This window comes from Pantoea sp. BJ2 (assembly GCF_040255075.1).
Lineage (GTDB): Bacteria > Pseudomonadota > Gammaproteobacteria > Enterobacterales > Enterobacteriaceae > Pantoea > Pantoea leporis.
This window is the reverse complement of record NZ_CP158292.1, coordinates 1,423,510-1,449,681: the sequence shown is the minus strand read 5'-3', so window position 1 is coordinate 1,449,681 and position 26,172 is coordinate 1,423,510. Positions and strand designations below refer to the sequence as shown.

Annotated in this window: 28 protein-coding genes; 13 read left to right on the top strand and 15 right to left on the bottom strand. The window is 55.6% G+C overall.

Annotated features, from left to right (window positions below):
• Positions 1 to 30: 30 nt before the first annotated feature.
• On the bottom strand, positions 31 to 1,671 hold the full coding sequence (locus AAF463_RS06610) for an ATP-dependent endonuclease (RefSeq protein ID WP_350261977.1): 1,641 nt from the start codon (positions 1,669 to 1,671) through the stop codon (positions 31 to 33).
• A gap of 137 nt (positions 1,672 to 1,808) precedes the next feature.
• Between AAF463_RS06610 and AAF463_RS06605 the strand changes: the two genes are divergently transcribed.
• The 3 genes from AAF463_RS06605 (at position 1,809) to ltaE (ending at position 5,599) form a co-directional block, all read left to right on the top strand.
• A complete protein-coding gene (locus tag AAF463_RS06605; RefSeq protein ID WP_101760973.1) occupies positions 1,809 to 2,705 on the top strand; it encodes a lysine exporter LysO family protein in 897 nt (298 codons plus the stop codon).
• A gap of 103 nt (positions 2,706 to 2,808) precedes the next feature.
• The gene (poxB, locus tag AAF463_RS06600; protein ID WP_192234431.1) at positions 2,809 to 4,530 is read left to right on the top strand and encodes a ubiquinone-dependent pyruvate dehydrogenase; all 1,722 of its coding nucleotides are present in this window, start codon (positions 2,809 to 2,811) and stop codon (positions 4,528 to 4,530) included.
• A gap of 67 nt (positions 4,531 to 4,597) precedes the next feature.
• Positions 4,598 to 5,599: a low-specificity L-threonine aldolase gene (gene ltaE, locus AAF463_RS06595; RefSeq protein ID WP_192234433.1), complete on the top strand. Its 1,002-nt coding sequence runs from the start codon at positions 4,598 to 4,600 to the stop codon at positions 5,597 to 5,599.
• Positions 5,600 to 5,636: 37 nt separating this feature from the next.
• On the opposite strand, the gene AAF463_RS06590 is transcribed toward ltaE, so the two are convergent.
• Complete coding sequence (locus tag AAF463_RS06590) at positions 5,637 to 6,461, bottom strand: N-acetylmuramoyl-L-alanine amidase (RefSeq protein WP_192234435.1); 825 nt, start codon at positions 6,459 to 6,461, stop codon at positions 5,637 to 5,639.
• Positions 6,461 to 6,781: a heavy metal-binding domain-containing protein gene (locus AAF463_RS06585; RefSeq protein WP_007887640.1), complete on the bottom strand. Its 321-nt coding sequence runs from the start codon at positions 6,779 to 6,781 to the stop codon at positions 6,461 to 6,463. The genes AAF463_RS06590 and AAF463_RS06585 overlap by 1 nt, the downstream gene beginning before the upstream one ends.
• A gap of 108 nt (positions 6,782 to 6,889) precedes the next feature.
• On the opposite strand from AAF463_RS06585, the gene AAF463_RS06580 reads away from it, so the two are divergent.
• The 6 genes from AAF463_RS06580 (at position 6,890) to artJ (AAF463_RS06555) (ending at position 11,401) form a co-directional block, all read left to right on the top strand.
• Entirely contained in the window at positions 6,890 to 7,429 is a 540-nt protein-coding gene (locus AAF463_RS06580; RefSeq protein WP_176970895.1) for a lipoprotein, read from the top strand.
• Positions 7,430 to 7,668: 239 nt separating this feature from the next.
• Complete coding sequence (gene artP / locus AAF463_RS06575) at positions 7,669 to 8,397, top strand: arginine ABC transporter ATP-binding protein ArtP (RefSeq protein ID WP_336767377.1); 729 nt, start codon at positions 7,669 to 7,671, stop codon at positions 8,395 to 8,397.
• A 15-nt stretch (positions 8,398 to 8,412) separates the two neighbouring features.
• Positions 8,413 to 9,144, top strand: a complete 732-nt coding sequence (artJ, locus tag AAF463_RS06570; protein WP_008102446.1) for an arginine ABC transporter substrate-binding protein — start codon at positions 8,413 to 8,415, stop codon at positions 9,142 to 9,144.
• 6 nt (positions 9,145 to 9,150) lie between these two features.
• Entirely contained in the window at positions 9,151 to 9,864 is a 714-nt protein-coding gene (gene artQ / locus AAF463_RS06565) for an arginine ABC transporter permease ArtQ (protein ID WP_350261744.1), read from the top strand.
• Positions 9,865 to 9,866: 2 nt separating this feature from the next.
• Positions 9,867 to 10,535, top strand: coding sequence for an arginine ABC transporter permease ArtM (gene artM, locus AAF463_RS06560; protein WP_008102451.1), 669 nt, complete (start codon positions 9,867 to 9,869; stop codon positions 10,533 to 10,535).
• A gap of 134 nt (positions 10,536 to 10,669) precedes the next feature.
• Positions 10,670 to 11,401, top strand: coding sequence for an arginine ABC transporter substrate-binding protein (artJ, locus tag AAF463_RS06555; RefSeq protein WP_350261743.1), 732 nt, complete (start codon positions 10,670 to 10,672; stop codon positions 11,399 to 11,401).
• Between the two features lie 63 nt (positions 11,402 to 11,464).
• On the opposite strand, the gene rlmC is transcribed toward artJ (AAF463_RS06555), so the two are convergent.
• From rlmC to AAF463_RS06505, 10 genes are all read right to left on the bottom strand, one after another.
• Positions 11,465 to 12,601, bottom strand: coding sequence for a 23S rRNA (uracil(747)-C(5))-methyltransferase RlmC (gene rlmC, locus AAF463_RS06550; protein WP_350261742.1), 1,137 nt, complete (start codon positions 12,599 to 12,601; stop codon positions 11,465 to 11,467).
• A 48-nt stretch (positions 12,602 to 12,649) separates the two neighbouring features.
• Positions 12,650 to 13,117, bottom strand: a complete 468-nt coding sequence (locus tag AAF463_RS06545; RefSeq protein ID WP_101760982.1) for a YbjO family protein — start codon at positions 13,115 to 13,117, stop codon at positions 12,650 to 12,652.
• Positions 13,118 to 13,191: 74 nt separating this feature from the next.
• On the bottom strand, positions 13,192 to 14,037 hold the full coding sequence (potI, locus tag AAF463_RS06540; RefSeq protein ID WP_101760983.1) for a putrescine ABC transporter permease PotI: 846 nt from the start codon (positions 14,035 to 14,037) through the stop codon (positions 13,192 to 13,194).
• Positions 14,034 to 14,990: a putrescine ABC transporter permease PotH gene (gene potH, locus AAF463_RS06535; RefSeq protein ID WP_101760984.1), complete on the bottom strand. Its 957-nt coding sequence runs from the start codon at positions 14,988 to 14,990 to the stop codon at positions 14,034 to 14,036. The genes potI and potH overlap by 4 nt, the downstream gene beginning before the upstream one ends.
• A gap of 10 nt (positions 14,991 to 15,000) precedes the next feature.
• Positions 15,001 to 16,134 carry a putrescine ABC transporter ATP-binding subunit PotG gene (gene potG / locus AAF463_RS06530; protein ID WP_158238594.1) on the bottom strand — a complete coding sequence of 378 codons (1,134 nt, stop codon included), beginning with the start codon at positions 16,132 to 16,134 and terminating at the stop codon, positions 15,001 to 15,003.
• A gap of 114 nt (positions 16,135 to 16,248) precedes the next feature.
• Positions 16,249 to 17,358, bottom strand: a complete 1,110-nt coding sequence (gene potF, locus AAF463_RS06525; protein ID WP_101760986.1) for a spermidine/putrescine ABC transporter substrate-binding protein PotF — start codon at positions 17,356 to 17,358, stop codon at positions 16,249 to 16,251.
• 372 nt (positions 17,359 to 17,730) lie between these two features.
• Positions 17,731 to 18,210, bottom strand: coding sequence for a YbjN domain-containing protein (locus AAF463_RS06520; protein WP_008102469.1), 480 nt, complete (start codon positions 18,208 to 18,210; stop codon positions 17,731 to 17,733).
• A gap of 87 nt (positions 18,211 to 18,297) precedes the next feature.
• The gene (rimK, locus tag AAF463_RS06515; RefSeq protein WP_350261741.1) at positions 18,298 to 19,200 is read right to left on the bottom strand and encodes a 30S ribosomal protein S6--L-glutamate ligase; all 903 of its coding nucleotides are present in this window, start codon (positions 19,198 to 19,200) and stop codon (positions 18,298 to 18,300) included.
• Between the two features lie 17 nt (positions 19,201 to 19,217).
• Positions 19,218 to 19,940, bottom strand: a complete 723-nt coding sequence (gene nfsA / locus AAF463_RS06510; RefSeq protein WP_101760988.1) for an oxygen-insensitive NADPH nitroreductase — start codon at positions 19,938 to 19,940, stop codon at positions 19,218 to 19,220.
• A gap of 16 nt (positions 19,941 to 19,956) precedes the next feature.
• Positions 19,957 to 20,208, bottom strand: coding sequence for a DUF1418 family protein (locus AAF463_RS06505; RefSeq protein WP_101760989.1), 252 nt, complete (start codon positions 20,206 to 20,208; stop codon positions 19,957 to 19,959).
• A gap of 181 nt (positions 20,209 to 20,389) precedes the next feature.
• Between AAF463_RS06505 and AAF463_RS06500 the strand changes: the two genes are divergently transcribed.
• The gene (locus AAF463_RS06500; protein ID WP_007887673.1) at positions 20,390 to 20,653 is read left to right on the top strand and encodes a GrxA family glutaredoxin; all 264 of its coding nucleotides are present in this window, start codon (positions 20,390 to 20,392) and stop codon (positions 20,651 to 20,653) included.
• A gap of 33 nt (positions 20,654 to 20,686) precedes the next feature.
• Here the strand turns inward: AAF463_RS06500 and ybjM are convergent, their stop codons facing one another.
• Complete coding sequence (gene ybjM, locus AAF463_RS06495; RefSeq protein WP_271459991.1) at positions 20,687 to 21,058, bottom strand: inner membrane protein YbjM; 372 nt, start codon at positions 21,056 to 21,058, stop codon at positions 20,687 to 20,689.
• 254 nt (positions 21,059 to 21,312) lie between these two features.
• On the opposite strand from ybjM, the gene AAF463_RS06490 reads away from it, so the two are divergent.
• Together AAF463_RS06490 and ybjG are read left to right on the top strand one after the other, a co-directional pair.
• Positions 21,313 to 23,001 (top strand): aspartate:alanine antiporter, encoded by a 1,689-nt coding sequence (locus AAF463_RS06490; RefSeq protein WP_350261740.1) that lies wholly within the window; start codon positions 21,313 to 21,315, stop codon positions 22,999 to 23,001.
• 361 nt (positions 23,002 to 23,362) lie between these two features.
• The gene (gene ybjG / locus AAF463_RS06485; protein ID WP_350261739.1) at positions 23,363 to 23,968 is read left to right on the top strand and encodes an undecaprenyl-diphosphate phosphatase; all 606 of its coding nucleotides are present in this window, start codon (positions 23,363 to 23,365) and stop codon (positions 23,966 to 23,968) included.
• A 66-nt stretch (positions 23,969 to 24,034) separates the two neighbouring features.
• Here the strand turns inward: ybjG and AAF463_RS06480 are convergent, their stop codons facing one another.
• Complete coding sequence (locus AAF463_RS06480) at positions 24,035 to 25,240, bottom strand: serine hydrolase (RefSeq protein ID WP_101760993.1); 1,206 nt, start codon at positions 25,238 to 25,240, stop codon at positions 24,035 to 24,037.
• Between the two features lie 275 nt (positions 25,241 to 25,515).
• On the opposite strand from AAF463_RS06480, the gene AAF463_RS06475 reads away from it, so the two are divergent.
• Positions 25,516 to 26,172 carry an HAD family hydrolase gene (locus AAF463_RS06475; protein WP_110865822.1) on the top strand — a complete coding sequence of 219 codons (657 nt, stop codon included), beginning with the start codon at positions 25,516 to 25,518 and terminating at the stop codon, positions 26,170 to 26,172.

Genomic DNA, 26,172 nt, shown 5'->3' with positions numbered 1-26,172 from the left:
CATTTTTATTTGGCGCATCTCACCCTTTCCTCAATCCGCCCGGCCGCGAGCCAACCACATCACGCGCGCAAACAGCTGATCCAGCAACGGCGGAATCGCCTGTGGCCCGCGTTCAGCCGCAGCCATCGCGACGGCAATCGCCAGCTCAGGTTTCGAGCTGTGCTGAATGGCTTTACTAATAATACGCCGCGTGTTCATCGGCGCGTTTAACGGCAGATGCGCCGTCTGGTAATAAATATCGCTGAAACCCTGCTTATAGAGAAAATGTTCAATATCCGGTGCCGGAAACTGCGTGAGATGATCGCTTTCCCGTGCCGCCGACGGTAGCTGGCTGCGGGCAGTCGCCGCATATTTGCTGCCCGCCTGGTCGCCGTCGGTCAGCACATGCCAGGCGATGCCCATGCGTTGGGCGAACTTCAGCAGCGGTTTCAAGCCCGATTGCGCAAACTCAATGACTTTCACTCCTTCCGCCGCGAAGTGATAGCCACGCTGCCGCGCCAGTTCATTGATAATCCACACTTCGGTCTCGCCTTCCACCAGCAGCCAGCAGCGGGCAAACAGCGCCGAAGGACGATTCACGCGGATGTGGAAACCGATACGGCGACTCTCTTCAGCGCTTAAACCTTCAGGCCCAATGCGCCATGCCGCCACGCGCGCGGGTTCACGTACCAGCCGACACATATTTTCCAGTGGCACCTGCGATAGCAGTTCACCCGAGTTGGTGGTGGCGATTTTCTGTAGCGGCATCAGTTCCAGTAAATTCCACGCCACCGACAGCATAATGGGATGCAGCCGCGTCTCCGGATCTTCCACCAGCAGCAGCGGATGCGCACCCGCCGGCAGCGGCTCGTTGCCGTGCGCCTGAATCAACAGCGAGAACATGCGCAGCAGAATCACCTGACGACTGCGTGATTCGGTGCCGGCAATCAGGTGATTAAGTTTATCCAGCGATCGCCAGCCTTCGCTGCCATCGCGAACTTCCGGTGCCACGCGCGGCGCGCTGCTGCCTGACTGCTGCACCAGAAAATAGTGTTCCAGCAGCTGCTGCATAGTATGCAATCCCTGACGCAGCAGATCGTCGCTAAGCGTTTGCGGGCGCACTACCAAATCGCGCGTCAGCTTTTCCACTTCCTGCGCCAATGCCGTCAGCGTCGTCGCGCGGCGCTCCGCATCGCTGTCAGCATGGCGGTTACGACGGCCAAAACGCGCATCGCGTAAACGCAATACCGGATAATAAGCGCGCAGGTATGCCAACGCTGCGTCAGTGCCTGCCGCTGGCAACACATCGTTATGCTGATCGATGAAACGCCAGCTGGTTTTTACACCCTGATCCTGACGTTTAGCACGCGTGCTGAAACGGATATAGCGTCCATGCTCATCGTGCTGCCAGAAGGGCTGAAACAACGCACTCTCATCATCGCTCTGGGCACGAAAACGAAATACCAGCTGCAACTGGCGCATGCGGGCATCAATGTCGCCGGGCGGGAAGTGAAAGTCGTGTTCGCTAAACTGATAAGGCTCGGCGGCGGGTGCCAGCAACAGCGTCAATGCATCGAGCAGGCTCGATTTACCCCAGGCATTTTCCCCAATCAACACATTGGTGTTGGTCAACGGCAATGACAGCCGATTAATACCGCGAAATCCGTAAATATCGATATGTTCCAGAATCATCATACATTCCATCTGCTGCTTTGCCTGAGCATGGTCCGCCACGCTGCGTTGGTCAAGTCAGCGCCGGGGGAAAAGGTTTACACTTCAACCGTTTTTCGCTAGCGTGGCAGCCCGCAAATCATGGATAGAAACCTCACATGTACGGATTGATTATCATCCTTTTGCCGCTGATTTTCGGCTATCTGCTGCCGCTGCGCCACACCACGCTTTTACAGGCGGTTGCCCGCACGCTGAGCGCGCTGGTCTACATCATTCTGTTCTTTATGGGCACCAGCCTGGCATTCCTCGATAACCTGAGCAGCAATTTGCTGGCCATTTTCCACATCGCGCTGGTGAGCATGCTGAGCATTCTTGCCTGCTCGCTACTGGCGCTGTGGCTGCTGGAGCGACGCTGGCCGTGGCGTCATCAGCACAAGCCACAAGCGCTGCCGTCGCGTCTGCATATGGCGCTGGAGTCGCTCAAGCTGTGCGGTTCGGTGCTGGCGGGCTTTCTGCTCGGTTTGAGTCAATGGGCGCCGCTGCGTCACGCCTCGACCATCAGTGAATACGCCTTGATGCTGATGCTATTGCTGGTCGGTATTCAGCTGCGCAGCAGCGGCATGACGCTGCGTCAAATCACCATCAACCGGCGCGGCATGCTGGTGGCGCTGGTATCGCTGTGCAGCGCGCTGGTGGGCGGCGTAATGGCCGCGCTGCTGCTGGATCTGCCGATCAAAACCGGCCTGGCGTTAGCCAGCGGTTTCGGCTGGTATTCGCTCTCCGGCATTCTGATGAGCGAATCGTTCGGCCCGGTGATAGGCAGCGCCGCCTTCTTCAACGACCTGCTGCGTGAGCTGATCACCATTATGCTGATCCCGCTGCTGATCACCCGTCAACGCAGCATGACGCTGGGCTTGAGCGGCGCAACCTCGATGGATTTCACGCTGCCAATCCTGCAACGCACCGGCGGCATGGAGATCGTGCCCGCTGCGATTGTGCACGGTTTTATTATGAGTTTGCTGGCGCCAATCCTTATCGCCCTGTTCTCGGCATAACGCATTTTTTCACGCCTGCACACAAGCTTCATCGTCTACGCTTTCTGACTGACACGTTTTCGCCATCGGCATGGATGGCTCAACACCAGAAAGGAGCATAACGATGAAGCAAACTGTGGCGGCAATGCTGGCAAAAACTTTGGAAAACGCCGGCGTGAAACGCATTTGGGGCGTCACCGGTGACTCTCTCAACGGGCTGAGCGACAGCCTGAATCGCATGGGCACCATCGAATGGATGCCGACGCGCCATGAAGAAGTGGCAGCCTTCGCGGCCGGCGCTGAAGCACAAATCAGCGGTGAATTGGCGGTATGCGCCGGTTCCTGTGGACCGGGCAACCTGCATCTCATCAACGGCTTGTTTGATTGCCACCGCAATCACGTTCCGGTTTTGGCCATCGCCGCCCACATTCCTTCCAGCGAAATTGGCAGCGGCTATTTTCAGGAAACCCACCCACAAGAATTATTCCGCGAATGCAGCCACTATTGCGAGCTGGTTTCCAATCCGGAGCAGCTGCCGCAGGTACTGGGCATTGCGATGCGTAAAGCGATTCTCAATCGTGGCGTATCAGTGATTGTGATCCCCGGGGACGTGGCGTTGCAGCCGGCCCCGGAAAGCGCACGCAGCGAATGGTATCCGCCGCAGTTGCCGCACGTGGTGCCAACCGCCCGCGAAGTGGCCGCGTTAGCTGAAACGCTGAATGCAGCGAAAAATATCACCCTGCTGTGCGGTAGCGGTTGCGCTGGCGCGCATGACGAAGTGGTGAAGCTGGCAGAAACGCTGAAAGCGCCGATTGTGCACGCGATGCGCGGTAAAGAGCACATCGAATATGATAACCCTTACGATGTCGGCATGACCGGATTGATTGGCTTCTCTTCTGGTTTCCACGCCATGATGAATGCCGATACCTTAGTGCTGTTGGGGACGCAATTCCCCTATCGCGCCTTCTATCCGGCCGATGCCAAAATCATTCAGATCGACATCAATCCGGGCAGCCTTGGCTCACACAGCCATGTGGATATGGCGCTGGTGGGTGACATCAAAACCACCTTGCATGCTCTGCAGCCGCAGCTCACCAGCAAAACCGATCGTCAGCATTTGGACAAAGCGCTGGAGCATTATGTCGATGCGCGCAAAGGGCTGGACGAACTGGCCACCGCTAACGATAAGCTGGCGATTCACCCGCAATATCTGGCCCAGCAAATCAGCGAATACGCCGATGATGACGCCATCTTTACCTGCGACGTCGGCACGCCAACCGTGTGGGCAGCGCGCTATCTGAAGATGAACGGCAAACGTCGTTTGATCGGCTCGTTCAATCACGGTTCGATGGCCAACGCCATGCCGCAGGCGTTGGGCGCGCAGTCGCTGGACAAGCAGCGTCAGGTGGTGGCGCTGTGTGGCGACGGCGGTTTTAGCATGTTGATGGGCGATTTCATTTCGGTGGCGCAGCTCAAGCTGCCGGTAAAACTGGTGATCTTCAATAACAGCGTGCTGGGCTTTGTGGCGATGGAGATGAAAGCCGGTGGCTATCTGACCGACGGCACCGACCTCGAAAACCCGGATTTCGCCGCCATCGCCGCCGCCTGCGGCATCAAAGGCATTCGCGTCGAGAAAGCCTCCGATCTTAACGGCGCGCTGCAGGAAGCCTTTGCGCACGATGGCCCGGTGTTGCTTGACGTGATTACCGCCAAAGAAGAGTTGTCGATGCCGCCGCAGATTAAAGCCGAGCAGGCCAAAGGTTTCAGCCTCTACATGATGCGTGCCATTCTGAATGGACGCGGTGATGAGATCGTGGAGCTGGCGAAAACCAACTGGCTGAGGTAAAACAATTCAGGCCAGACATGATGATAACGCGGGCACTTCGCCCGCTTTTTTATTTCAGGAGAGCGACGTGATCGATCTACGCAGTGATACCGTAACCCGCCCAAGTGCTGCCATGCTCGATGCCATGATGGCAGCCGAAACCGGCGATGATGTCTACCGCGATGACCCCACCGTATACGCACTGGAAGTCGAAGCCGCACGCTTGAGCGGCAAAGCCGCCGCCCTGTTCTTCCCCACCGGCACGCAAGCTAATCTGGTTGCGCTGCTGTGTCACTGCCAGCGCGGCGATGAATATATCGTGGGTCAGCAGGCGCACAACTACAAATATGAAGCCGGCGGCGCAGCGGTGCTTGGCAGCATTCAGCCACAGCCAATTCTGCATGCGGAAGATGGTTCCCTGCCGCTGGCGGAGGTGGCCGCCGCCATCAAACCCGACGATTTCCACTTCGCCCGCACCCGTCTTCTGAGCCTGGAAAACACCCATCACGGTAAAGTGCTGCCGCTCAGCTATCTGGAGCAAGCGTGGACTCTCACCCGCGAGCATAAGCTGGCGCTGCACATTGATGGCGCACGTATTTTTAACGCCGTGGTGGCACAGAATGTGGAGCTGGAAGCGATTGCGCGTTACTGCGACACCTTAACCATCTGCCTGTCAAAAGGCCTCGGCACGCCAATTGGTTCGCTGCTGTGTGGCGATGAGGCCTACATTGAGCAAGCGCGTCGCTGGCGCAAAATGACCGGCGGCGGCATGCGCCAGTCGGGCATTCTGGCCGCGGCGGGGTTGTATGCGTTGAAGCACAATGTCGCGCGTCTCAAAGAGGATCATGATAATGCGGCATGGTTAGGCGAGCAGCTCAGCGCCATCGGTGTTGAAGTGCTCAATCAGCACACCAACATGCTGTTTGTGAAGGTGCCAACAGAGAAAGTTGACGCGCTGAAAAGCTGGATGCAGTCGGGCGATGTGCTAATCAGCGTTGGGCCCGTAACGCGTATTGTCACGCATCTGGATGTCAGCCGTCAGGATCTGCAACGGCTGGTGGCGCACTGGCAGGCATTCCTGCAGCAGTAAACAAACGGCCGCCATTTATGGCGACCAATGCCGCGTATCACTGCGCCGCACCGTACTTCGCTAATAACGCGCGGGCGATCGCCAGGGTTTCTGCATCGGCGATGCCGCGATAATCACGCGGGCGGAAATGCATTTGAAACGCCGCAATCAGCTTGCGCTGCATCTGCGGCGTGGTCGCCGCCGCCACGTCGTAGCCATAGCGCTGCAGCACATCCAGCAGTTCTGCCTGATCCACGCCTTCATCCGCCGCGCGTCCGTTAAGATAGCGCTGCACCGTTGCCTGCTCGGGCCAAGCGCCTAAACCGTGCTCTGCCAGCTGCTGCCAGGGAAACAGCGGACCGGGATCCTGCTTACGCTGCGGCGCGATATCGCTGTGCCCGACCACATTTTCCGCCGCGATGCCGTAGCGCTGAGTGATATCTTTGACCAGCGCCATCAGCGCGCTGATCTGCTGCGGCGTAAAGGGCTGCCACTGCAAACCCGTTAAGGTTCGACGATAACCACTGTTGACGATTTCAATACCAACCGAAGTGTCATTAATGCGCGTTGCGCCGCGCCAGAAACTCGGGCCTGCGTGCCACGCGAGTTGGCTTTCCGGCACCAATTGCCACACCACGCCCTTGCCGTTTTTATGCGGCGGATTCTGCGGAATCAGGTAGTGCGCGCTAACTTCCCGATCGGTCAGCGTCGCCAGCGAATTGGAGAAATCCTCAGCGGTGTAATGAATCACCACCACCTTAATACGCGGCCGCGCGCCCTGCGCCGGATGCGCGGTATCCACCCAGTAACCGTGGCGCGCTTCAATCGATGACTGACAAGCGCTGAGTAACAGCGCCATCGCCAGCAGGACAACCACGCGCATTAGCGAATAATCACGGCGGTGCCGGTGACGCTCACCATCAACATGCTGCCCTCTTTGCCGACAGTTTCGTAGTCGATATCGATGCCCACCACCGCGTTGGCGCCGAGCGCTTTCGCCTGCTCTTCCAGCTCTTTGAAGGCGATCTGACGCGCTTTGCGTAACTCTTTTTCGTAGGCGCCAGAGCGGCCACCGACGATATCGCGGATACCGGCGAAGAAATCGCGGAAAATATTGGCGCCGAGAATCGCTTCACCGGCGACCACACCGCAATATTCACTGATGCTGTGTCCTTCCAGCGTGGGCGTTGTAGAAAATTTCATGGTGTTCTCCTTTTCTGAATCAGCGGGTTATAGCTCGTAAGGCGTAAAAGCAAGGCTATACTCTATGCTAAAAATGGCGCTTTGCCAGTGAACAATAAGGAAATCGAGATGAGAAACAATGCCTTTGCGCTGCTTATTCCCGCGGCGTTGCTGCTAAGTGCTTGTACCACCGTTGAGCCAGTGATTAAGGATAATGGCCCGCGCACCGCTGCCTGTGTTGAGGGTGGTCCGGACAGCGTGGCGCAACAGTTCTACGATTTACGCGTCAGCCAGCCGACGCAAGGTTTGCCAGACAGCAACACGCTGGCAAAATACCGTCCTTACCTCAGCGATCATCTGTACCAGAAGCTGCTAAGTGCCAGCAGTCAGAACCCGAAACCGGCGGCGTGGACCAGCGGCGATCTCTTCTCCAGCTTGGCGCAAGGCCCAACTTCAGCGGACGTGGCCAGCGCATCCACCATTCCTAACCGCGACGCGCGCAATATTCCGCTGCGCGTTGAGCTGAGCCGTGACAGCAAAACCTGGCAAGATGAAGTGCTGATGATCCACGAAGGCACCTGCTGGGTGGTTGATGATGTGCGTTATGTCGGCCAGGTGCCACACGTTGGCGGCGGTTCGCTGACACAGCTGCTGGAAGCGAAAAAGTAACCGTTCACTTTTCCCGCAGTTAACACCATTGATTAGCGCGCCGCATCCTTGCGGCGCTTTTTGTTGATATTTTGTGAACTAAATTGGGCTCGCCAGCCCTCATCCACCTTGAGTTGCGCGATATTGTGCTACGCTTTGGAGGTTTCACTGCTCTTTAATAAATATTAACCCACCACAATTGCATAACTATTCTGGTGACGTTAAAATCCGCGACACTAATTACTATTCATTTTTTGCGCATGAGTATTCAACTAAACGCCATAAACTGTTTTTACGGTGCCCATCAGGCGCTGTTCGATATCAACCTGGCTTGTCCGCAGGGTGAAACGCTGGTGTTGCTCGGCCCGAGTGGCGCGGGTAAAAGTTCGCTCCTGCGCGTCCTCAACTTGCTGGAGCAACCGCGCTCCGGCAGCCTGCAGATTGCCGGCAACCAGTTTGATTTCACCAAAGCCCCTTCCGACAGCGCGATTCGCGAGCTGCGGCAGAACGTGGGCATGGTATTCCAGCAATATAATCTGTGGCCGCACCTGAGCGTGCTGCAAAACCTGATTGAAGCGCCGTGCCGCGTGCTCGGCCTCAGCAAGGACGCCGCGCGTGCGCGTGCTGAAAAGCTGCTGGACCGTCTGCGCCTGACGCCTTACGCCGATCGCTTCCCGCTGCATCTTTCCGGCGGCCAGCAGCAGCGCGTCGCGATTGCCCGTGCGCTGATGATGGAGCCGCAGGTGCTGCTGTTTGATGAACCGACCGCTGCGCTCGATCCCGAAATCACCGCCCAGATCGTCAGCATTATTCGTGAGCTGGCACAGACCAACATCACACAAGTGATCGTGACGCACGAAGTGGAAGTGGCGCGTAAAACCGCCAGCCGCGTGGTGTATATGGAAAACGGTCACATTGTTGAGCAAGGCGATGCCAGCCACTTTACACAGCCGCAAACCGACGCGTTTGCTAATTATCTTTCGCATTAAGTCAGGATGCTTCTAATGAAAAAAGTTGTAATTGCTGCCCTCCTTGCTGGCCTGAGCCTGAGCGCTTCAGCGGCACAGACATTGCGTTTTGCTACCGAGGCTTCTTATCCTCCGTTTGAATTCGTCGACTCTGATAACAAAATTCAGGGCTTTGATGTCGATCTGGCTAACGCGCTGTGTAAAGAGATGGATGCGACCTGCACCTTCACTAATCAGGCGTTCGATAGCCTGATCCCCAGTCTGAAGTTCCGTCGTTTTGACGCGGTGATGGCAGGCATGGACATCACGCCAGATCGTGAGAAGCAAGTGCTGTTCTCCAAGCCGTACTACGACAACTCTGCCATCTTCATCGCGCAGAAAGGCAAAATGGCTGACGTGGCCGCGCTGAAAGGCAAACGTGTAGGCGTGCAAAACGGCACCACGCACCAGAAATACCTCTCTGACAAACACAGCGACATCACCGTTGTGCCTTACGACAGCTACCAGAACGCGGTGCTGGATCTGAAAAATGGTCGTATCGATGCGGTATTCGGTGACACCGCGGTAGTGAACGAGTGGCTGAAGCAGAACGCCAACCTCGCGCCGCTGGGTGAGAAAGTGACGGACAAAGATTACTTCGGTACCGGTTTAGGTATTGCCGTGCGTCAGGGCAACAGCGAGCTGCAGGGCAAGTTCAATGCGGCGCTGGAGAAGATCAAAGCTGACGGCACCTACAAAACCATCTACAGCAAATGGTTCCAGCAGTAATTTCTGATGAATGAAATGATTCCACTCGCAAGCGCCGCCGGTATGACCGTCGGCCTTGCCGTTTGTGCACTGATCGCCGGCCTTGTGCTGGCGATGATTTTTGCTGGCTGGGAATCGCTGCGCTGGAAACCACTGGCGTGGCTCGGTACCGCGCTGGTCACACTGATTCGCGGCCTGCCGGAAATTCTGGTGGTGCTGTTTATCTATTTCGGCGCCTCACAGCTGCTGCTAACGCTCTCCGATGGCTTCCACATCAATCTCGGCCTGTTCGCTATTCCGGTGCAGGTGCAATTTGAAAACTTCGACGTCAGTCCCTTCCTGTGTGGTGTGATTGCGCTGGCGATGCTCTATTCCGCTTATGCGTCACAAACCCTGCGCGGCGCGCTGAAAGCGGTGCCGGTGGGTCAATGGGAATCGGGCCAGGCGCTGGGCATGAAGAAGTCGGCGATTTTCCTGCGCCTGATCATGCCGCAGATGTGGCGTCACGCGCTGCCCGGTTTGGGTAACCAATGGCTGGTGCTGCTGAAGGATACTGCGCTGGTATCGCTGATCAGCGTGAATGACCTGATGCTGCAAACCAAAAGTATCGCTACGCGCACGCAAGAGCCGTTTACCTGGTATCTGGTGGCGGCGGCGATCTATCTGATTATCACGCTGTTCAGTCAGTTCGTGCTGCGCCGCATTGAATTGCGCACCACGCGTTTCGAGCGAGGGGCTTAAGCATGCTGGATTACTTACCCGAGCTGCTGAAAGGGCTACACACCAGCCTGACGCTGACCGTGGCATCGCTGATTGCGGCATTGGTGCTCTCTGTACTTTGCACCATCGTGCTGGCGCTCAAAGTGCCGGTGCTCAATTGGCTAGTGAAAGGCTATATCACGCTGTTCACCGGCACGCCGCTGCTGGTGCAGATCTTCCTGATCTATTACGGTCCCGGCCAGTTCCCCAGCATCCAGAACATTCCTTGGTTGTGGCATCTGCTGTCGCAGCCGTGGCTGTGTGCGCTGCTGGCGCTGTCGCTCAACAGTGCGGCTTATACCACGCAGCTGTTTTACGGTGCGGTGCGCGCCATTCCGTCCGGTCAATGGCAATCCTGCGCGGCGCTCGGCATGAACCGCAAAGATACGCTGCGCATTCTGCTGCCGTACGCCTTCAAGCGCGCCTTGTCGTCCTACTCCAACGAAGTGGTGCTGGTATTCAAAAGTACCTCGCTGGCCTACACCATTACGCTGATGGAAGTGATGGGCCACGGACAACTGCTGTATGGCCGCACTTACGATATCTCGGTATACGCTGCCGCTGGTCTGATCTATCTGGTGGTGAACGGCTTGCTGACGCTGATGATGCGTCTGGTCGAGAAGCGTGCGCTGGCATTTGAGCGTCGTAACTGATTTATTCCCTGCGGGCGCACTAAAAAAGCGCCCGCTGTTCGTTTAAATTAATAAGCAAAAATATTGCATATAAATTCATTAACTGGCATCGTGTAACCCGTTCCGTCTCTGGCATGGTTTACAGGAGTTACATAATGAAAAAATGGATCGTTGCTGCTGCGCTGGCAACTCTGGCAATGAATGCTTATGCGGCGGAAAAAATCCGCTTCGCCTCTTCCGCCACTTATCCCCCGTTCGAATCCCTTGATCACGACAACCAAATCGTAGGCTTCGATATCGATTTGGCAAAAGCACTGTGTCAGCAGATGAAAGCGGATTGCACCTTCACCAACAACGCCTTCGATAGCCTGATTCCGTCGCTGAAATTCCGTCGCTATGACGCAGTGATTTCCGGCATGGATATCACCGCCGATCGCAGCAAGCAGGTCGATTTCACCCAACCTTACTACGCTAACTCGGCGATTGTGATTGCGCATAAAGGCCAGTTTACCGACTTCAGCCAGCTGAAAGGCAAACGTGTTGGCGTTGAGAACGGCACCACACATCAGAAATACCTGCTGGAGAAACATCCGGAGGTGATTGCGGTGGCGTATGACAGCTATCAGAACGCGATTCTCGACCTGAAAAACGGTCGCCTGAACGGCGTGTTTGGTGATACAGCGGTGGTGAATCAGTGGCTCAAGGCCAATGACGATCTTAGCGCGGTAGGCGAGCACATCACCGATACCGACTTCTTCGGCACCGGTTTAGGTATCGCGGTACGCAAAGGCAATGCGCCGCTGCTGAACGAGCTGAACAGCGCGTTAATGGCATTGAAAGCCAACGGCACCTGGCAGCAAATCAACCAGAAGTGGTTCCCGGAATAAGCATTATGGGATGGCGGAGCGTGCTGCCTGCCAGGTTCTGCACGTCCTCCGTGCAGGTGAACGTTACGCCGTCCCACCCTTCTTGCTCAGCAAGCACAGCACTTCAAAATGCGCGGTATGCGGGAACATGTCGAACAGCTGCACGCGGCTCACGTCATAATCAGCCAGACGCGCGATATCCTGCGCCATGCTGCTGGGATTGCAGCTGGAATAGAGAAGGTAATCCGGCGCCATCTCACTGAGATAAGTACACAACTCTGCGCCAATACCGCGACGTGGCGGATTCACCAACACCAACTGCGGCACCGCTTCCCGTGAAGTGGCGAACTGCGTGGAATCCAGCGCGGCAAAACTCACTTTTTCTAATCCCAGCTGCTGCGCCGACTGCTGCGCACAGGTGATGGCTTCAGCATTGATTTCGATGCCGGTCAGCTGCATTTCGGGCGTTGCGCAGTGCAGGCCAAATCCCCCAACGCCACAAAACAGATCCCACATGCTGCTCACCGGCAACTGCGCGACCCAATCGCGTGCGGTGGAATAGAGATCGGCCGCAACCTGTGGATTGGTCTGGAAGAAGCTTTGCGGGCGAATATAGAGCGGAACCTGATTAAAGCGCTCCGCCAGCGCCTGATCCGGCGTCAGCGCAATCTCTTCGTCGCCTTCAAGAATCGCCATATGCACCGGCTGAATATTGGCGGAAATCACCTTCAGCTGCGGCAGCTGCTGTTGCAGCCACGGCAAGGCGTCGCGCAGCTGCTGCAGCTTGCTGGTGGAACGAAGCACAAAACGCAGCATCATGCCGCCCTGCGTACTCTCCGTCAGCAGCAGAAATTTCAGCTCACCGCGTTTACGCGCCACGTTGTAGGGCGTTAAACCGGCGCGGGCGATAAAGGGTTTGAGCTGCGCGAACACCGCACTGAAGCTGTCAGGATAGAGCGGGCAAGCGCAGAGATCGACCGCTTCACCGTCGCGCGCCACCATGCCAAAAATCGGCCGCTCCACGCTCCCGCTGACTACCATTTTGGCTTTATTGCGAAACCCTTGCTGCGCGGATTGCACCGGCGGCAGCCATTCGCCCACCGGCTTCTCAGCCAGCAGTTGTTCCAGCAGCGACTGCTTGTCGTTGAGCTGTTGCGGATAGGGTTTTTCCAGCCACTGGCACGAACGACAGCGACCGGCATCATAAAGCGCGCAATGCATGAAAATGCCTGTAGTCAGAATCGGGAGAAAAAATGGGGGGCGATTGTATCACCGGCGCCGGAAAAAAGCGCGACTGCTGGCCGGCACAAACAGCAGCCCTAATACCAACACATCCGGGAGCTTTTGCAGCAGCGTGTGATGAATGATCTGCGCATTACTTTCACCGGGAATGCTAAAAATTTCCGGGTAGATCCAGCCCACCGATGCCATCAACATGTAGATCAGCACAATGATTTGCGTCGCGACATAGCCCCAGCGCCCACGATTGTTGCCGCGCATCAGAATAAAAGCGCAGCGCAGTTCAAACAGGAAAATCAGCTGGCTAGCGATAAAGATCAGGGTGGAATCCCAGGCTTGCGCGCTGCGATGCACGAAGTTGGCGAGTTCGTCGTAACCCAGTTCGTTGGCCAGCATCAACACGCTGAGGCAACGCGTAATGATGATAGCGCTGCCCGCCACCATCACGGGCACCGGTGTAGCGTTAATCATTGAACCGTGTTTCAGGGTTTCCGACATGGTGTCGCTCCGTAACCATAATAAAACGGGCCGATAAAATCAGCCCGTTCTTATAGTGACAAATGTTACGGCTTTCAGCCACGTTTTGCTTTCTGAATATCGCGTAAACGCTGCTTTTCTTCGTGCGCCATAAAGCGCCAGGCGATAAAACCCACTAAACCGACGACAAACAGAATCAGCGAGGCTAAAGCATTGATCTCCGGATTGACGCCACGACGCACGGTGGCGAAAATCGCCATCGGCAAGGTGGTCGCGCCTGGGCCGGTCACGAAGCTGGCAATCACCAAATCGTCCAGCGACAAGGTAAACGCCAGCAGCCAGCCGGTAACGATCGCGGGCGCGATCATCGGTACGGTGATCACAAAGAACACTTTCACCGGCGTTGCGCCGAGATCCATCGCCGCCTCTTCAATTGAGCGATCCAGTTCACGCAGACGCGAATTGATCACCACCGCCACGTAAGCAGTACAGAAGGTCACGTGCGCCAGCCAGATGGTCAGCATGCCGCGATCGCTCGGCCAGCCAAGGGTGTTGCCCATCGCCACAAATAGCAGCAGCAAGGACAAACCGGTGATCACATCAGGCATCACCAGCGGCGCCGTCAGCATAAAGGCGAAGCCGTTGTGTCCACGGAAGCGGCCAAAGCGCACAATCACCACCGCCGCCATGGTGCCGAGCACCACCGCCATGGTGGCTGAGAGCGCGGCGATGGTCAGGCTGAGTCCCACCGCATCCAGCATCGCCTGATCCTGGAACAATACGTTGTACCAGTGGAACGAGAAGCTCTCCCATACCGTGACCAGCGGCGAACTGTTGAAGGAATAAACCACCAGCAGCAGCATCGGCGCATAGAGGAACATAAAGCACAGCAGCAGAATCACAGTGCGCCACGGAGAGCGAATAGTCGGTAACTGGCTCATTCTTTCTCTCCCACTTCACGATTCTGATGCTTGTGGAACCAGATAATCGGCAATATCAGAATCAACAGGATGATCACCGCCAGCGCGGACGCTACCGGCCAGTCACGGTTGTTAAAGAACTCCTGCCACAAAATACGCCCAATCATGATGCTGTCCGGACCGCCGAGCAGTTCCGGGATCACGTACTCGCCGACCGCCGGAATAAACACCAGCATTGAGCCGGCAATAATCCCGCCTTTGGTCAGCGGCACAATCACGCTGAAAAAGGTCTTCAGCGGACGTGCACCGAGATCCAGCGAGGCTTCCACCAGCGAATAATCTATACGCGTCAGCGCGGTATAAATTGGCAGCACCATAAACGGCAGATAGCAGTAAACGATCCCGATATACACCGCCGTGTTGGTGTAGAGGATCACCAGCGGATGATCGATCACGCCGAGCCACATCAGGAAGCGGTTGAGAATGCCGTTGTTGTTGAGCAGGCCCATCCACGCGTAAACGCGCACCAGGAACGAGGTCCACGATGGCAGGATCACCAGCAGCAGCAAAATAGTGCGCATTGACGGCTTGCTGTGCGCCACCGCCCACGCCAGCGGATATCCGATCATCAGGCAGATAATGGTGGAGATGCCCGCCACTTTCAGCGACGTCAGGTACGCATCGGCATACAGCGGATCGTCGGTCAGCGTGAAGTAATTACCGAGATTGAGTACCAGATTGAGCTGACCATCGGCCCAGGTGACCAAATCGGTGTACGGCGGAATAGCGCGCGCAATATCGGCAAAGCTGATCTTCAGCACGATCAGGAACGGCAGCAGGAACAGCAGGATCAGCCACAGATACGGCATGGCAATCACCAGCTTGCGGCCGTGCTGCATCTTGATGCGCGTCGCCCAGCGCTGCAGCGGCGTGCCCACCACTTCGGGCTCGCTGCGTTGAGAAATCTGGCTCATATCGCCCCCCTTAAACCGTCAGAACCACACAGCTGTCGGCGTCCCAGCAGAGACGCACTTCATCGCCCCACGTTGGCGCGCCTTTGCGGTAGCGATGGGCGTTTTGCAACTGTGCGCTGATCATCTGGCCGCTGCGCAGGCGCACGTGATAAATCGACAGGTCGCCGAGATAGGCGATATGCACCACTTCACCTACGGCAAAGTTACAGCCATCGGCAGGCACCTCTTCGCACAGCATCACTTTTTCCGGACGCAGCGCCACATGGACCGGCACGTTATCGACGACAGAAACATCGGTCTGCACTTTCAGCGGATGCACTAAGCCCGGCGCATCAATGATCAGCGCGTCTTCACCGCGTTCGCGCAGCAAGCCTTCGAACACGTTCACCGAACCGATGAACTCGGCGCTGTAGCGGCTGGTGGGATGCTCGTAGATCTCTTCCGGCTCACCAATCTGCACAAATTTACCGCGGTTCATGATGGCGATGCGGCCCGCCATGGTCATCGCTTCTTCCTGATCGTGCGTCACCATTACGCAGGTGGCGCCGACGCGCTCGAGAATATCGACCACTTCGTGCTGCATGCGGTCACGCAGCTTTTTATCCAGTGCGCCCATCGGCTCGTCGAGCAGCAGCAGTTTGGGCCGCTTCGCCAGGCTACGCGCCAGCGCCACACGCTGACGCTGACCGCCAGAGAGCTGATGCGGCTTACGCTTCGCGAACTCCTGCATATGCACCAGCGACAGCATCTCTTCAACGCGGCTGCTGATTTCGCCTTTCGGCAGTTTGTCCTGCTTCAGGCCAAAGGCGATGTTCTGCTCCACCGTCATGTGCGGGAACAGTGCGTAGGACTGGAACATCATGTTGATCGGGCGCTGATACGGCGGAACATGGGAGAGATCCTGGCCATCCAGCACAATCTGGCCGCTGGTGGGCGGTTCGAATCCCGCCAGCATGCGCAGCAAGGTCGATTTACCACAGCCGGATGCGCCCAGCAGCGCAAAAATCTCACCTTTGTAAATGGTCAGACTGACATCATCCACGGCGTGCTGGCCGTCAAAAGATTTAGTCAGGTTGCGAATTTCCAGCAGCGGCGTCATCGCCTTAGCCGTTTTATTTGGGGGGCGGGGAATCGCGTCGTTCACTAACATTTCTCCGGCGCTAAAATCGCGCGGCACAGCCAGCCGCTAAAAATGGCACAACAGAGGCCATTACTGCGCCTCTGCTGTCGTCTTCAGGCAATAATCGTTCAGAACGAATTACTTACCACTTTTTACTTTAGTCCATGCACGGGTGCGCACACGATCCAGTTTCGGATCCTGGACCTTGAGCACAAACAGTTTGGCCATGGCATCCGGCGTTGGGAAAATGCCCGGATTGTTGCGCACGTCCGCATTGATCAACGGCAGCGAGGCTTTGTTACCGTTGGCGTAGTTCATGTTGTTGGAAACGTCAGCGATGACTTTGGGATCCATCATGTAATTAAGGAATTGGTAGGCGCCTTCCACATTTTTCGCGTCTTTTGGAATCGCGAACATGTCAAAGAATGCCAGTGCGCCCTGCTTTGGCACGATATAGCCGACATGCACGCCGTTGTTGGCTTTGTCCGCACGATCTTTCGCCTGCAGGATATCGCCCGACCAGCCAATCGCCACGCAGATGTTGCCGTTCGCCAGGTCGTTGATGTACTGCGACGAGTGGAAGTAACGGATGTTCGGACGCAGTTTCAGCAGCAAATCAGTGGCTGCGCCAGAGTAATCTTTCGCGTCAGAGCTGTTGGGATCTTTGCCAAGGTAGTTGAGCACAGTAGCGAAAATCTCTTCCGGCGCATCAAGGAAGGAAACCCCACAGCCTTTCAGTTTTTCCAGGTTTTCCGGTTTCAGCACCAGATCCCAGCTATCCAGCGGCACATCTTTGCCCAGTGCGGCTTTCACTTTATCGACGTTATAGCCGATGCCGGTGGTGCCCCACAGATAAGGAATCGCAAATTTGTTACCCGGATCGTGCTGCTCCAGTTTCTTCATCAGATCGGGATCAAGGTTTTTGTAGTTCGGCAGCTTGCTCTTATCCAGCTCCTGGAATACGCCGGATTGCAGCTGACGCGCGAGGAAGCTGGACGACGGCACCACCACGTCGTAGCCGGTACTGCCCGCCATTAATTTGCCTTCCAACACTTCGTTGGAATCAAAGACGTCATAAACCACTTTATCGCCGGTCTGCTTTTCGAAGTTCGGCACGGTATCCGCCGCGATATAATCGGACCAGTTATACACATGTACCGTACTGCCTTCGGCCTGCACACCGCCGGCCGCAGCCATCAATGCACCAGCAACCACACCTGACAACCATTTTTGACGTTGGTTGAACATGTTTTACTTCCTCCTGAGCGGGTCATCACAACGCTGCATACACGGCGATCCGGACGTTGCGTTTTCTGTTAAATCACAGGCACACAATGAATCAATATTCAGCGGGAGTTTAATAGCAAAAACCTATACCTGCGCTGAGGTTGCACGTCTCAAGCAGCCCCGCAAGAATAGCCCCCCCGCACCACCTTCACCAGATCCCAGCTTAAAAAACGCCTTTTTGCGATGAGTTATGCATGTTTCTGCTATGGGGTTTGGCACTAGTGGCATAAAGCACGACTAATATCTGGCAATAAAGGGCAAAGTGCAGAATAAAAAGTGGTGGGGCAAAAATGAAAACTGCCGCAAAAAGCGGCAGTTAGCGAGGCGGGGAACTCAGTGCAGCATCGCGTGGCTGCTGGAGCTCGGCTGTCTCTCCTCTTCTTCTTCAACCACCAGCAGGTGGTTAGCAAAGGCTTCCATGATCACCATAGAAACGCCCTCTTCACTCTGCTTCATAAAGTGGGAGAACTGACCGAAGGTTAATCCGGCGCTGGTACTGATCGACTGGCAGACAATCAGCTTCGGCAGATTGTCGTCCTGAATATCAACAAAGGCTTTAATCGTTAGCGAACTGGCATTGATCTGCGAGAGATCGCCCACCAGCGGAATCAGCGCCGTAGGTTTTACTTCTGCCAGCGCGGAGAAGAGGATAACGTTATCCACCAGGTCAATTTTTGCATCAAACACCCCGTCAAAATTCTGCATGTGCGGCAGGTGCAGTGCCTGACAGGCATCGCATTCGAACCAGGTGATATTTTGTTGATCCAGCCAGCGACGCAGCACGTCAATGTCCGGAACGACCAGTGAATCCATCGTAATATCCTGTGGGGTGAAGAAATAAGCGCCTTAGCTTACGGAAAAACCGATCTGGATGCCACGAAAACCGCTGAAAAGCGCCGGTTAGCCGCCGGTTTTAGGACGATAGCCGGGGCAAGCGTGCTGCTCAATCCACGTGATCATCATGGTGGCGATATCTAAACCGGTAATGCCCTCAATCCCTTCCAGTCCCGGCGAGGCGTTCACTTCCATAACCAGCGGACCACGCTGGGCGCGCAGGATATCCACACCGGCCACTTCCAGCCCCAGCGTGCAGGCGGCTTTCACCGCGATTTTGCGCTCCTGTTCAGTGATCTCCACCGCACGCGCTTTGCCGCCGCGATGCAGATTGGAGCGAAAATCGCCCTCTTTCGCCTCGCGCTCAATCGCTGCCACCACTTCATTGCCAATCACCAGGCAGCGAATATCGCGTCCTTGCGCTTCCTTGATGAACTCCTGCACCAGAATATGGGCATTGAGGCCACGAAAAGCGTCAATCACGCTCTCCGCTGCCTGCCGCGTTTCCGCCAGCACCACACCGATGCCCTGTGTGCCCTCCACCAGTTTCACCACCAGCGGCGCACCGCCCACCATCGCGATCAAATCATCAGTATCATCCGGCGAAGAAGCAAAACCGGTGATCGGCATATCAATGCCCTCACGCGCCAGCAGCTGCAGCGAACGCAGTTTGTCGCGCGCGCGGGTAATGGCCACCGATTCATTGAGTGGATAGCTGCCGCGCACTTCGAACTGACGCAGCACCGCGGTGCCGTAAAAAGTGGTAGCGGTGCCGATGCGCGGGATCACCGCATCAAAATGCCCCAGCGCCTCGCCGCGATAGTGCACCGCAGGCGAATCGGAATTGATGTTCATGTAGCAGGAGAGCGGATCGATCATCTGCACTTGATGGTCACGCTCCTCCGCGGCGTCGCGCAGACGCTTACACGAATAGATCGATCCATCGCGAGTGAGAATGGCCATTTTCATTACAGAGTTCCTTGTGCTTAGCGCGTCGCCCAGCCCTGCTGATGCAGGTAATCCAGTATGAAGGGACGCGTTTCTTTAATGATCAGACGCTGAATCAGCTGACTCCAGGTTTCGGAACGCTGGTTGCTATCACGCTGCTGATAATAGGCGGTAATTTGCTCATCGTATTGCGCCAACAGATTTTTATCGACTGCATGATAGCGGTTTTCATGTACCAGCATCGCGTGCGGCATGCGGGGTTTAACATCGGGTGTATCAGCCGGATGGCCGATGCAGAAGCCGAACAGCGGCAGCACAAACTTCGGCAGTTCAAGCAGCTCGGTCACTTCAGCGATGCTGTTGCGAATCCCGCCAATAAATACGCCGCCAAGGCCCAGCGATTCCGCCGCCACCATGGCATTTTGCGCCATCAGCGCGGTATCAACGCAACCGAGCAGCAGCTGTTCAGCACGCCCCAGTTGCGCATCCGGGCAGATCTGTTGATGACGATTGAAATCCGCGCAGAACACCCAAAACTCCGCCGCTGCGCTGACCCAAGGCTGGCCGCCGGTCAGCTGGACCAGCTGCTCGCGCTTAGCGGGATCGGTGATACGAATAATTGAGGAGCACTGTAAAAAGCTGGAGGTCGAAGCCGCTTGTGCCGCTGCAATGATGGCGCTGCGTTGCGCCTCGTCAATGCCCTGTTCGGTAAAAGCGCGAATGGAACGGTGGCTGCACAGTAAATCGATAGTCGGCGTCATAAATTCTCTCCGGTGGTTACTTCTTTTTGTTGGAATGATTGAACAATTGCGGGGCCATCGCCTTCGCCGTGCGCCACATCATCATCCATGCCGCAGGCAGCATCAGCGCGATGCCAAGAAAAAACAGCAGCGTCGCCAGCGGCTTTTTGGCGATGAAATCAGGTGCGCTCACCCAATCGTTGGTAAGCAACAAGGCGCCAATCACGGCAAGCACGCCGAGCACTTCGAGTAGCAACACGGGTTTGGGTAATGTGGCGAGATTACGCATGCGATGGTTCCTTGATTGTTCTTTCAGCGTTAGCCGCATTTTACCCAATGTATAGGCGGTAAGTATTAGAGTAACAGGTATATTCTTCTTCCTTTAAGCAGGATGGGCGGGCATGATGTGACGCATTATTCACGCTGTGATGTGATTCTAGTCACAAAACAGCAGCGGAAGGAGAGAAGCAATGATTGCAGTGATTTTTGGCCGTTCTAGCTGCCCTTACTGCGTACGTGCGAAAGAGTTGGCGGCTAAGCTGACCAGCGAGCGCGACGATTTTAACTATCAGTACGTGGATATTCAGGCCACCGGCATTACTAAAGCCGATTTGGAAGCCCGTGCCGGCAAGCCGGTGACGACCGTGCCGCAGATTTTCCTCGACGATCAGCACATCGGTGGCTACACCGAATTCGCTGCCTGGACCAAAGAAAACCTGGGTATCGAAGCCTAAGAGAACGGGCCTGCGGGCCCGTTTTTGCAGGTGCTATTCGGCTCGCATCGCCAGCATAATCCGCAGCAAGCGCACCAGCAGCGCACCACAGCCCGCCCAAAACAGCGCACTCAAACTCCAGGCCACAATCAACAAGCCGCTGTGCGTCATTGGCACCGCTAGCATTAACCACATCATACCCAGCAGCGTACCGCCTAGCGCGACCCACAAGGTGCTGATAAGCGGACTTTCCGGCTGCAGTAGCGCCATCACACATCCCGGCAGTAAAAACAGCAGTAATTCTGGCTGTCCGCGTACGGCTTGTTCACTGGCGGCGGCCCAGAAATGATGTGCATAAATAAACACCAGCGTATAAAGCATCACGCCCAGAATGGATGCTGGCCAGCGATTATTGCGCTGCAACATAATTATCCTCAACTTTGACGTTAACAATTATGAAACTTTTATTGCCCTGATGCGCACGACTGGAAATAAAAAGAAACAGCTGGAGGCGAAAGGAATGAAAACTGCCGATAGCTGAGGGTGTTAATTATGATTAGAATGACGCCGCTTTAGATTTCGGCTTGAACGCTTTTGTTGCAGGAACCTTAACGTTCGGCACAAGATAGCGAAAAAAGTCCCTCTCATCAACTGGTTACAGGTTAAGAAGAAGTTAAACCGTGAACATTAACGTCGCAGAATTGTTAAGCGGAAATGACGTTCTGTTATTATTTGTCGTTTTAGCCCTCGGACTCTGCTTAGGTAAATTACGCCTCGGCTCGGTCCAACTCGGTAATTCCATTGGAGTCCTGGTTGTTTCGTTGATTTTAGGTCAACAGCATTTCGCCATTAATACTGACGCATTAAGTCTTGGCTTTATGTTGTTTATTTTTTGTGTTGGCGTGGAAGCCGGGCCTAACTTTTTCTCGATATTTTTCCGCGACGGTAAAAACTACTTCTTTCTGGCGATTGTCATGGTTGTCAGCGCGCTGTTAATCGCCCTGACGCTCGGCAAAGTATTCGGCTGGGATATTGGTTTAACCGCGGGCATGTTGGCCGGTTCAATGACCTCAACGCCGGTGCTGGTGGGTGCTGGCGATACGTTGCGGCAAAGCATCAGCGACAGCCATCAGCTCACTTTGATGCAGGACAACCTCAGCCTCGGATATGCCCTCACCTATCTGGTAGGTTTAGTCAGCCTGATTTTTGGCGCGCGCTATCTGCCGCGCCTGCAGCATCAGGATCTGCCGACTTGCGCGCAGCAAATCGCGCGCGAGCGCGGCCTCGACGCTGATAGCCAGCGCAAAGTGTTTCTACCGGTGATCCGCGCGTATCGCGTGGGTCCGGAACTGGTGGAGTGGAGCGGCGGTAAAAACCTGCGCGAGCTGGGCATTCATCGCCAGACCGGCTGCTACATCGAGCGTTTGCGCCGCAACGGTATTCTCGCCAGCCCGGACGGTGACGCGATGCTGCAGCTGGGCGACGATATCTCGCTGGTGGGCTATCCCGATGCGCACGCGCGTCTTGATCCCAGCTTCCGTAACGGCAAAGAGGTGTTCGACCGTGACCTGCTGGATATGCGCATCGTCACCGAAGAGATTGTGGTGAAAAATCACAACGCGGTGAACAAGCGCCTGAGTCATCTCAAACTGACCGATCACGGCTGCTTCCTCAACCGGGTGATTCGCAGCCAAATCGAAATGCCGATCGATGACAGCATTATGCTAAACAAAGGCGATGTGCTGCAGGTAAGCGGCGAAGCGCGTCGCGTGAAAAGCCTGGCCGATCGCATTGGCTTTATCGCCATTCACAGCCAAATCACCGATCTGCTGGCCTTCTGCGCCTTCTTTATCGTCGGCTTGATGGTCGGGATGATCACCTTCCAGTTCAGCAATTTCAGCTTCGGCATCGGTAACGCCGCTGGATTGTTGTTCGCAGGCATCATGCTGGGCTTTATGCGCGCTAACCATCCTACATTTGGCTACATCCCGCAGGGTGCGCTGACGATGGTGAAAGAGTTTGGCCTGATGGTGTTTATGGCGGGCGTAGGTCTGAGCGCGGGCAACGGCTTGCAGCACGGTTTCGGCAGCGCCGGCGCGTTGATGCTGCTAAGTGGCTTGCTGGTGAGTTTGCTGCCGGTGGTGATTTGCTATCTGTTCGGCGCTTACGTGCTGCGTATGAACCGCGCGCTGCTGTTTGGTGCCATCATGGGCGCGCGTACCTGTGCGCCAGCGATGGAGATCATCAGCGATACCGCGCGCAGCAGCATCCCAGCCTTGGGCTATGCAGGAACGTATGCGATCGCGAATGTTTTGCTGACGCTGGCCGGTACCCTGATCGTGATAATCTGGCCGCTTTTGCCTTTATAAAAATATTTTTGCGCTGTCCAGAACTTTCTTCTGGGGTCGCAGTCTGAATAAGTGCCACTGCTTTTCTTTGAAATCCCCAAATTGTGGAGCCCGCCGGTCACTGACTTGCGGGTTTTTTTATGGCTGCCATTCTGCCGCTTAAGGTTCTTCTCAGACAAAAATTCCATCCTGCCACTCTGATGTCGATTTTTTAAATCTTCATGCAACTTTCATCAAAGTTAAACACTCCAACAACCCGCGATAAGATTAAGAGCGCGACTATTTATTCCTGGTTCGGACGCTTCTAGGCTATCAGCTTTATTTTGCAGACAATTTTGCTCTGCTGTTTTTCGGGTAAACAAGACGAGGACAAGGAATCGTGATGGAAGCATTGAACCACACGCTCTTTTTATGGATTAACGCTACAGAGGATTCACCGCAGTGGCTGATCATTCTGGCGACTTTTATCGCCAAAGATGTGATCGCCATCGTACCACTGCTGATTGTGGCGCTGTGGCTGTGGGGACCGCGCGATCAGGTGCAGTCTCAACGCGAGCTGGTGCTAAAAACCGGCATGGCGCTGCTGTATGCGCTGAGCATTTCGTGGTGCGTCGGCCAGCTGCTGCCGCATCCGCGTCCGTTCGCTATTGGTTTTGGCCATCAGTTACTGTCACACCGACCTGATGATTCCTATCCGAGCGATCACGGCACCACCATTTTCACCTTTGCGCTGGCATTTATCTTCTGGCATCGCCTTTGGTCAGGTGTGGTGTTGCTGGTGATAGGCAGCGCCATCGCCTGGTCACGCGTCTATCTTGGCGTGCACTGGCCGCTGGATATGCTGGGCGGATTCCTGGTTGGCTTGCTGGGTTGTCTGGCGTCGCACATGGCGTGGCAGCTGTATGGCGAACGCATGCTGGCGTTTACGCATCAGGTGTATCGCGCGCTGTTCGCCATGCCGATTAAGAAAGGGTGGATTCGTGAGTAAGCGATGGGGTCGCCATTAATGACGAGCCTGTAAAAAACGGTGCGCATCAAGCGCACCGTTTTTGTCTCAACTAAACCACTTCCCGAACCAGCCGTGGAATTTCATCATGATGAAATCCCAAATGCGGCCAACAAAGCCACCTTCCGGCACCGCTTCCATCGTCACCAGCGGACGTTGCTCAATGGTTTTGCCGTCCAGCTGGAAATCGATAGTGCCCACCACCTGATTCTTCTCCAGCGGCGCTTCCAGCTGCGGTGAATTCAGGGTAAAGCTGGCCTTGAGGTTTTTCATCTGCCCTTTTGGCACGGTGATCGCGGCGTCTTTTGCGACGCCAAGATTGACCTGGCTGCGATCGCCAAACCAAACGCGCTGCTGCGCAAACGGTTTATCGGCCTTAATCGGCGTCACGGTTTCATAGAAGCGGAAGCCCCACGTCAGCAACTTCTCACTTTCGCGGAAACGCGTGGCATCGGTCGCCGCACCGAGCACCACTGAAATCAGCCGCATATCGCCTTCGGTTGCCGACGCCACCAGATTGTTACCCGCGCCGGAGGTGTGACCGGTTTTAATGCCATCCACCTTGAGATTGGTGCTCCACAGCAGACGGTTGCGGTTCATCTGCTTAATCTTATTGAAGGTGAACTCTTTTTCACTGTTGATCGCATACTCTTCCGGCACATCGCTAATCAGGCGCTGGCCGATAATCGCCATATCACGCGCGGTGCTGTACTGCCCTTCGGCGTCCAGGCCGTGTACCGTCATAAAGTGGGTGTTTTGCAGGCCAAAGGCCTTGACGTAGTTGTTCATCAACCCGATAAACGAATCCTGGCTGCCCGCGACATAATCAGCCAGCGCGATACAGGCATCGTTGCCAGATTGAATCACCACACCTTTATTCAGCTCAGAGACCGGAATGCGATCGCCGGGCTTAAGGAACATCAGCGATGAGCCGCGCAGCTTGGGATTGCCGGTTGCCCACGCATCCTGGCCGATGGTAACCATGTCATCGTTGTGAATCTTGCCCGATTTCAGCGCCTGGCCGACCACATAGCTGGTCATCATTTTGGTCAAACTGGCGGGATCGAGGCGTTGATCGGCATTGGATTCCGCCAACACTTTGCCGCTGTTGTAATCCATTAAAATCCAGGCTTTGGCGTCAATTTGCGGTGCCGCAGGTGCCTGTTCAGCCAGGGTGGCTGCGGGGATAAAGAGTAAAAGAAGTGAAGACGCAGCCAACGGCCGCCAGACAGAAGCGAAGGTGTTTTTTCTCATGAGCGTGACCAGATTGTCCTTGTTAAATCTCGGTTTTCTTGCAGGCAAGACATGTCTTGCCCCACGCTAACGGTTCAGGCCAGCGAAAAAAACCGCTCAATCGTAAAGTTTTATAGAGTTTATTAGAATAACCCTGGCACCAACCGCGCAGCGCCGCCACTTTTGCCCATCTGACTATTGAAAAATTTTGCGTGTAATTCCGATTTTTCGCAGAACGGTTAAGCCAGTCACAAATTTCCGCTAACCTGAACTCAGTCAGCCTGAGGAGAGCCGCGATGGACTTAGCCATTTTCGATTTGGACGAAACCCTGATTTGTGAAGACAGCACCAGCCTCTGGCTGCGCTGGTTGGTTTCACAGGGCTTTGCCCCCGAAGAGATCATCCAGCAGGAGAAAATCCTGATGGAGCAATATCACACCGGTACGTTATCCATTGAAGAGTATATGAACACCACGCTGGCGCCACTCGCCGGCATGGCTACGATGACCGTTGAAGGCTGGGTACGCCGCTTTATCCATCGCGACATCATGCCGCGCGTGTTCCCTGCCGCCCGCGAGCGTATTGAGTGGCACCAGCAGCGCGGCGACACGGTAATGATCATCACCGCCAGCGGCGATCATCTTGCGGTGCCCATCGCCGAACGCCTTGGTGTACACGGCGCGCTGGCGATAGGCGTGGAAGTGGTGGATGAACGCTACAGCGGACAAACCTACGGCACCATGACCTATCGCGAAGGTAAAGTGACACGCCTCAGTGACTGGAAAGCGTTACAGCAAGATCAACGCTTTGAACGCACCTGGGCTTACAGCGATTCGATGAATGATTTACCGCTGCTGGCACATGCCGATCATGCGTGGGTGGTCAATCCCAATCCGCTGCTGCTGCAGGAAGCACAACAGCGCGGATGGGAGGTGTGTAACTGGGCACGCTAA

What these genes read in the sequence shown, in the direction of transcription:
- AAF463_RS06585 (WP_007887640.1), bottom strand. Translation starts at nt 6,781, where the DNA reads ATGAAATTTTCTACAACGCCCACGCTGGAAGGACACAGCATCAGTGAA.
- AAF463_RS06605 (WP_101760973.1), top strand. Translation starts at nt 1,809, where the DNA reads ATGTACGGATTGATTATCATCCTTTTGCCGCTGATTTTCGGCTATCTG.
- AAF463_RS06480 (WP_101760993.1), bottom strand. Translation starts at nt 25,240, where the DNA reads ATGAGAAAAAACACCTTCGCTTCTGTCTGGCGGCCGTTGGCTGCGTCT.
- poxB (WP_192234431.1), top strand. Translation starts at nt 2,809, where the DNA reads ATGAAGCAAACTGTGGCGGCAATGCTGGCAAAAACTTTGGAAAACGCC.
- artM (WP_008102451.1), top strand. Translation starts at nt 9,867, where the DNA reads ATGCTGGATTACTTACCCGAGCTGCTGAAAGGGCTACACACCAGCCTG.
- potI (WP_101760983.1), bottom strand. Translation starts at nt 14,037, where the DNA reads ATGAGCCAGTTACCGACTATTCGCTCTCCGTGGCGCACTGTGATTCTG.
- AAF463_RS06475 (WP_110865822.1), top strand. Translation starts at nt 25,516, where the DNA reads ATGGACTTAGCCATTTTCGATTTGGACGAAACCCTGATTTGTGAAGAC.
- artJ (WP_350261743.1), top strand. Translation starts at nt 10,670, where the DNA reads ATGAAAAAATGGATCGTTGCTGCTGCGCTGGCAACTCTGGCAATGAAT.
- AAF463_RS06580 (WP_176970895.1), top strand. Translation starts at nt 6,890, where the DNA reads ATGAGAAACAATGCCTTTGCGCTGCTTATTCCCGCGGCGTTGCTGCTA.
- rlmC (WP_350261742.1), bottom strand. Translation starts at nt 12,601, where the DNA reads ATGCATTGCGCGCTTTATGATGCCGGTCGCTGTCGTTCGTGCCAGTGG.
- AAF463_RS06610 (WP_350261977.1), bottom strand. Translation starts at nt 1,671, where the DNA reads ATGATTCTGGAACATATCGATATTTACGGATTTCGCGGTATTAATCGG.
- AAF463_RS06500 (WP_007887673.1), top strand. Translation starts at nt 20,390, where the DNA reads ATGATTGCAGTGATTTTTGGCCGTTCTAGCTGCCCTTACTGCGTACGT.
- artQ (WP_350261744.1), top strand. Translation starts at nt 9,151, where the DNA reads ATGAATGAAATGATTCCACTCGCAAGCGCCGCCGGTATGACCGTCGGC.
- ybjG (WP_350261739.1), top strand. Translation starts at nt 23,363, where the DNA reads ATGGAAGCATTGAACCACACGCTCTTTTTATGGATTAACGCTACAGAG.
- AAF463_RS06590 (WP_192234435.1), bottom strand. Translation starts at nt 6,461, where the DNA reads ATGCGCGTGGTTGTCCTGCTGGCGATGGCGCTGTTACTCAGCGCTTGT.
- AAF463_RS06505 (WP_101760989.1), bottom strand. Translation starts at nt 20,208, where the DNA reads ATGCGTAATCTCGCCACATTACCCAAACCCGTGTTGCTACTCGAAGTG.
- AAF463_RS06520 (WP_008102469.1), bottom strand. Translation starts at nt 18,210, where the DNA reads ATGGATTCACTGGTCGTTCCGGACATTGACGTGCTGCGTCGCTGGCTG.
- potF (WP_101760986.1), bottom strand. Translation starts at nt 17,358, where the DNA reads ATGTTCAACCAACGTCAAAAATGGTTGTCAGGTGTGGTTGCTGGTGCA.
- AAF463_RS06545 (WP_101760982.1), bottom strand. Translation starts at nt 13,117, where the DNA reads ATGTCGGAAACCCTGAAACACGGTTCAATGATTAACGCTACACCGGTG.
- ybjM (WP_271459991.1), bottom strand. Translation starts at nt 21,058, where the DNA reads ATGTTGCAGCGCAATAATCGCTGGCCAGCATCCATTCTGGGCGTGATG.
- rimK (WP_350261741.1), bottom strand. Translation starts at nt 19,200, where the DNA reads ATGAAAATGGCCATTCTCACTCGCGATGGATCGATCTATTCGTGTAAG.
- potH (WP_101760984.1), bottom strand. Translation starts at nt 14,990, where the DNA reads ATGAGCCAGATTTCTCAACGCAGCGAGCCCGAAGTGGTGGGCACGCCG.
- artP (WP_336767377.1), top strand. Translation starts at nt 7,669, where the DNA reads ATGAGTATTCAACTAAACGCCATAAACTGTTTTTACGGTGCCCATCAG.
- artJ (WP_008102446.1), top strand. Translation starts at nt 8,413, where the DNA reads ATGAAAAAAGTTGTAATTGCTGCCCTCCTTGCTGGCCTGAGCCTGAGC.
- nfsA (WP_101760988.1), bottom strand. Translation starts at nt 19,940, where the DNA reads ATGACGCCGACTATCGATTTACTGTGCAGCCACCGTTCCATTCGCGCT.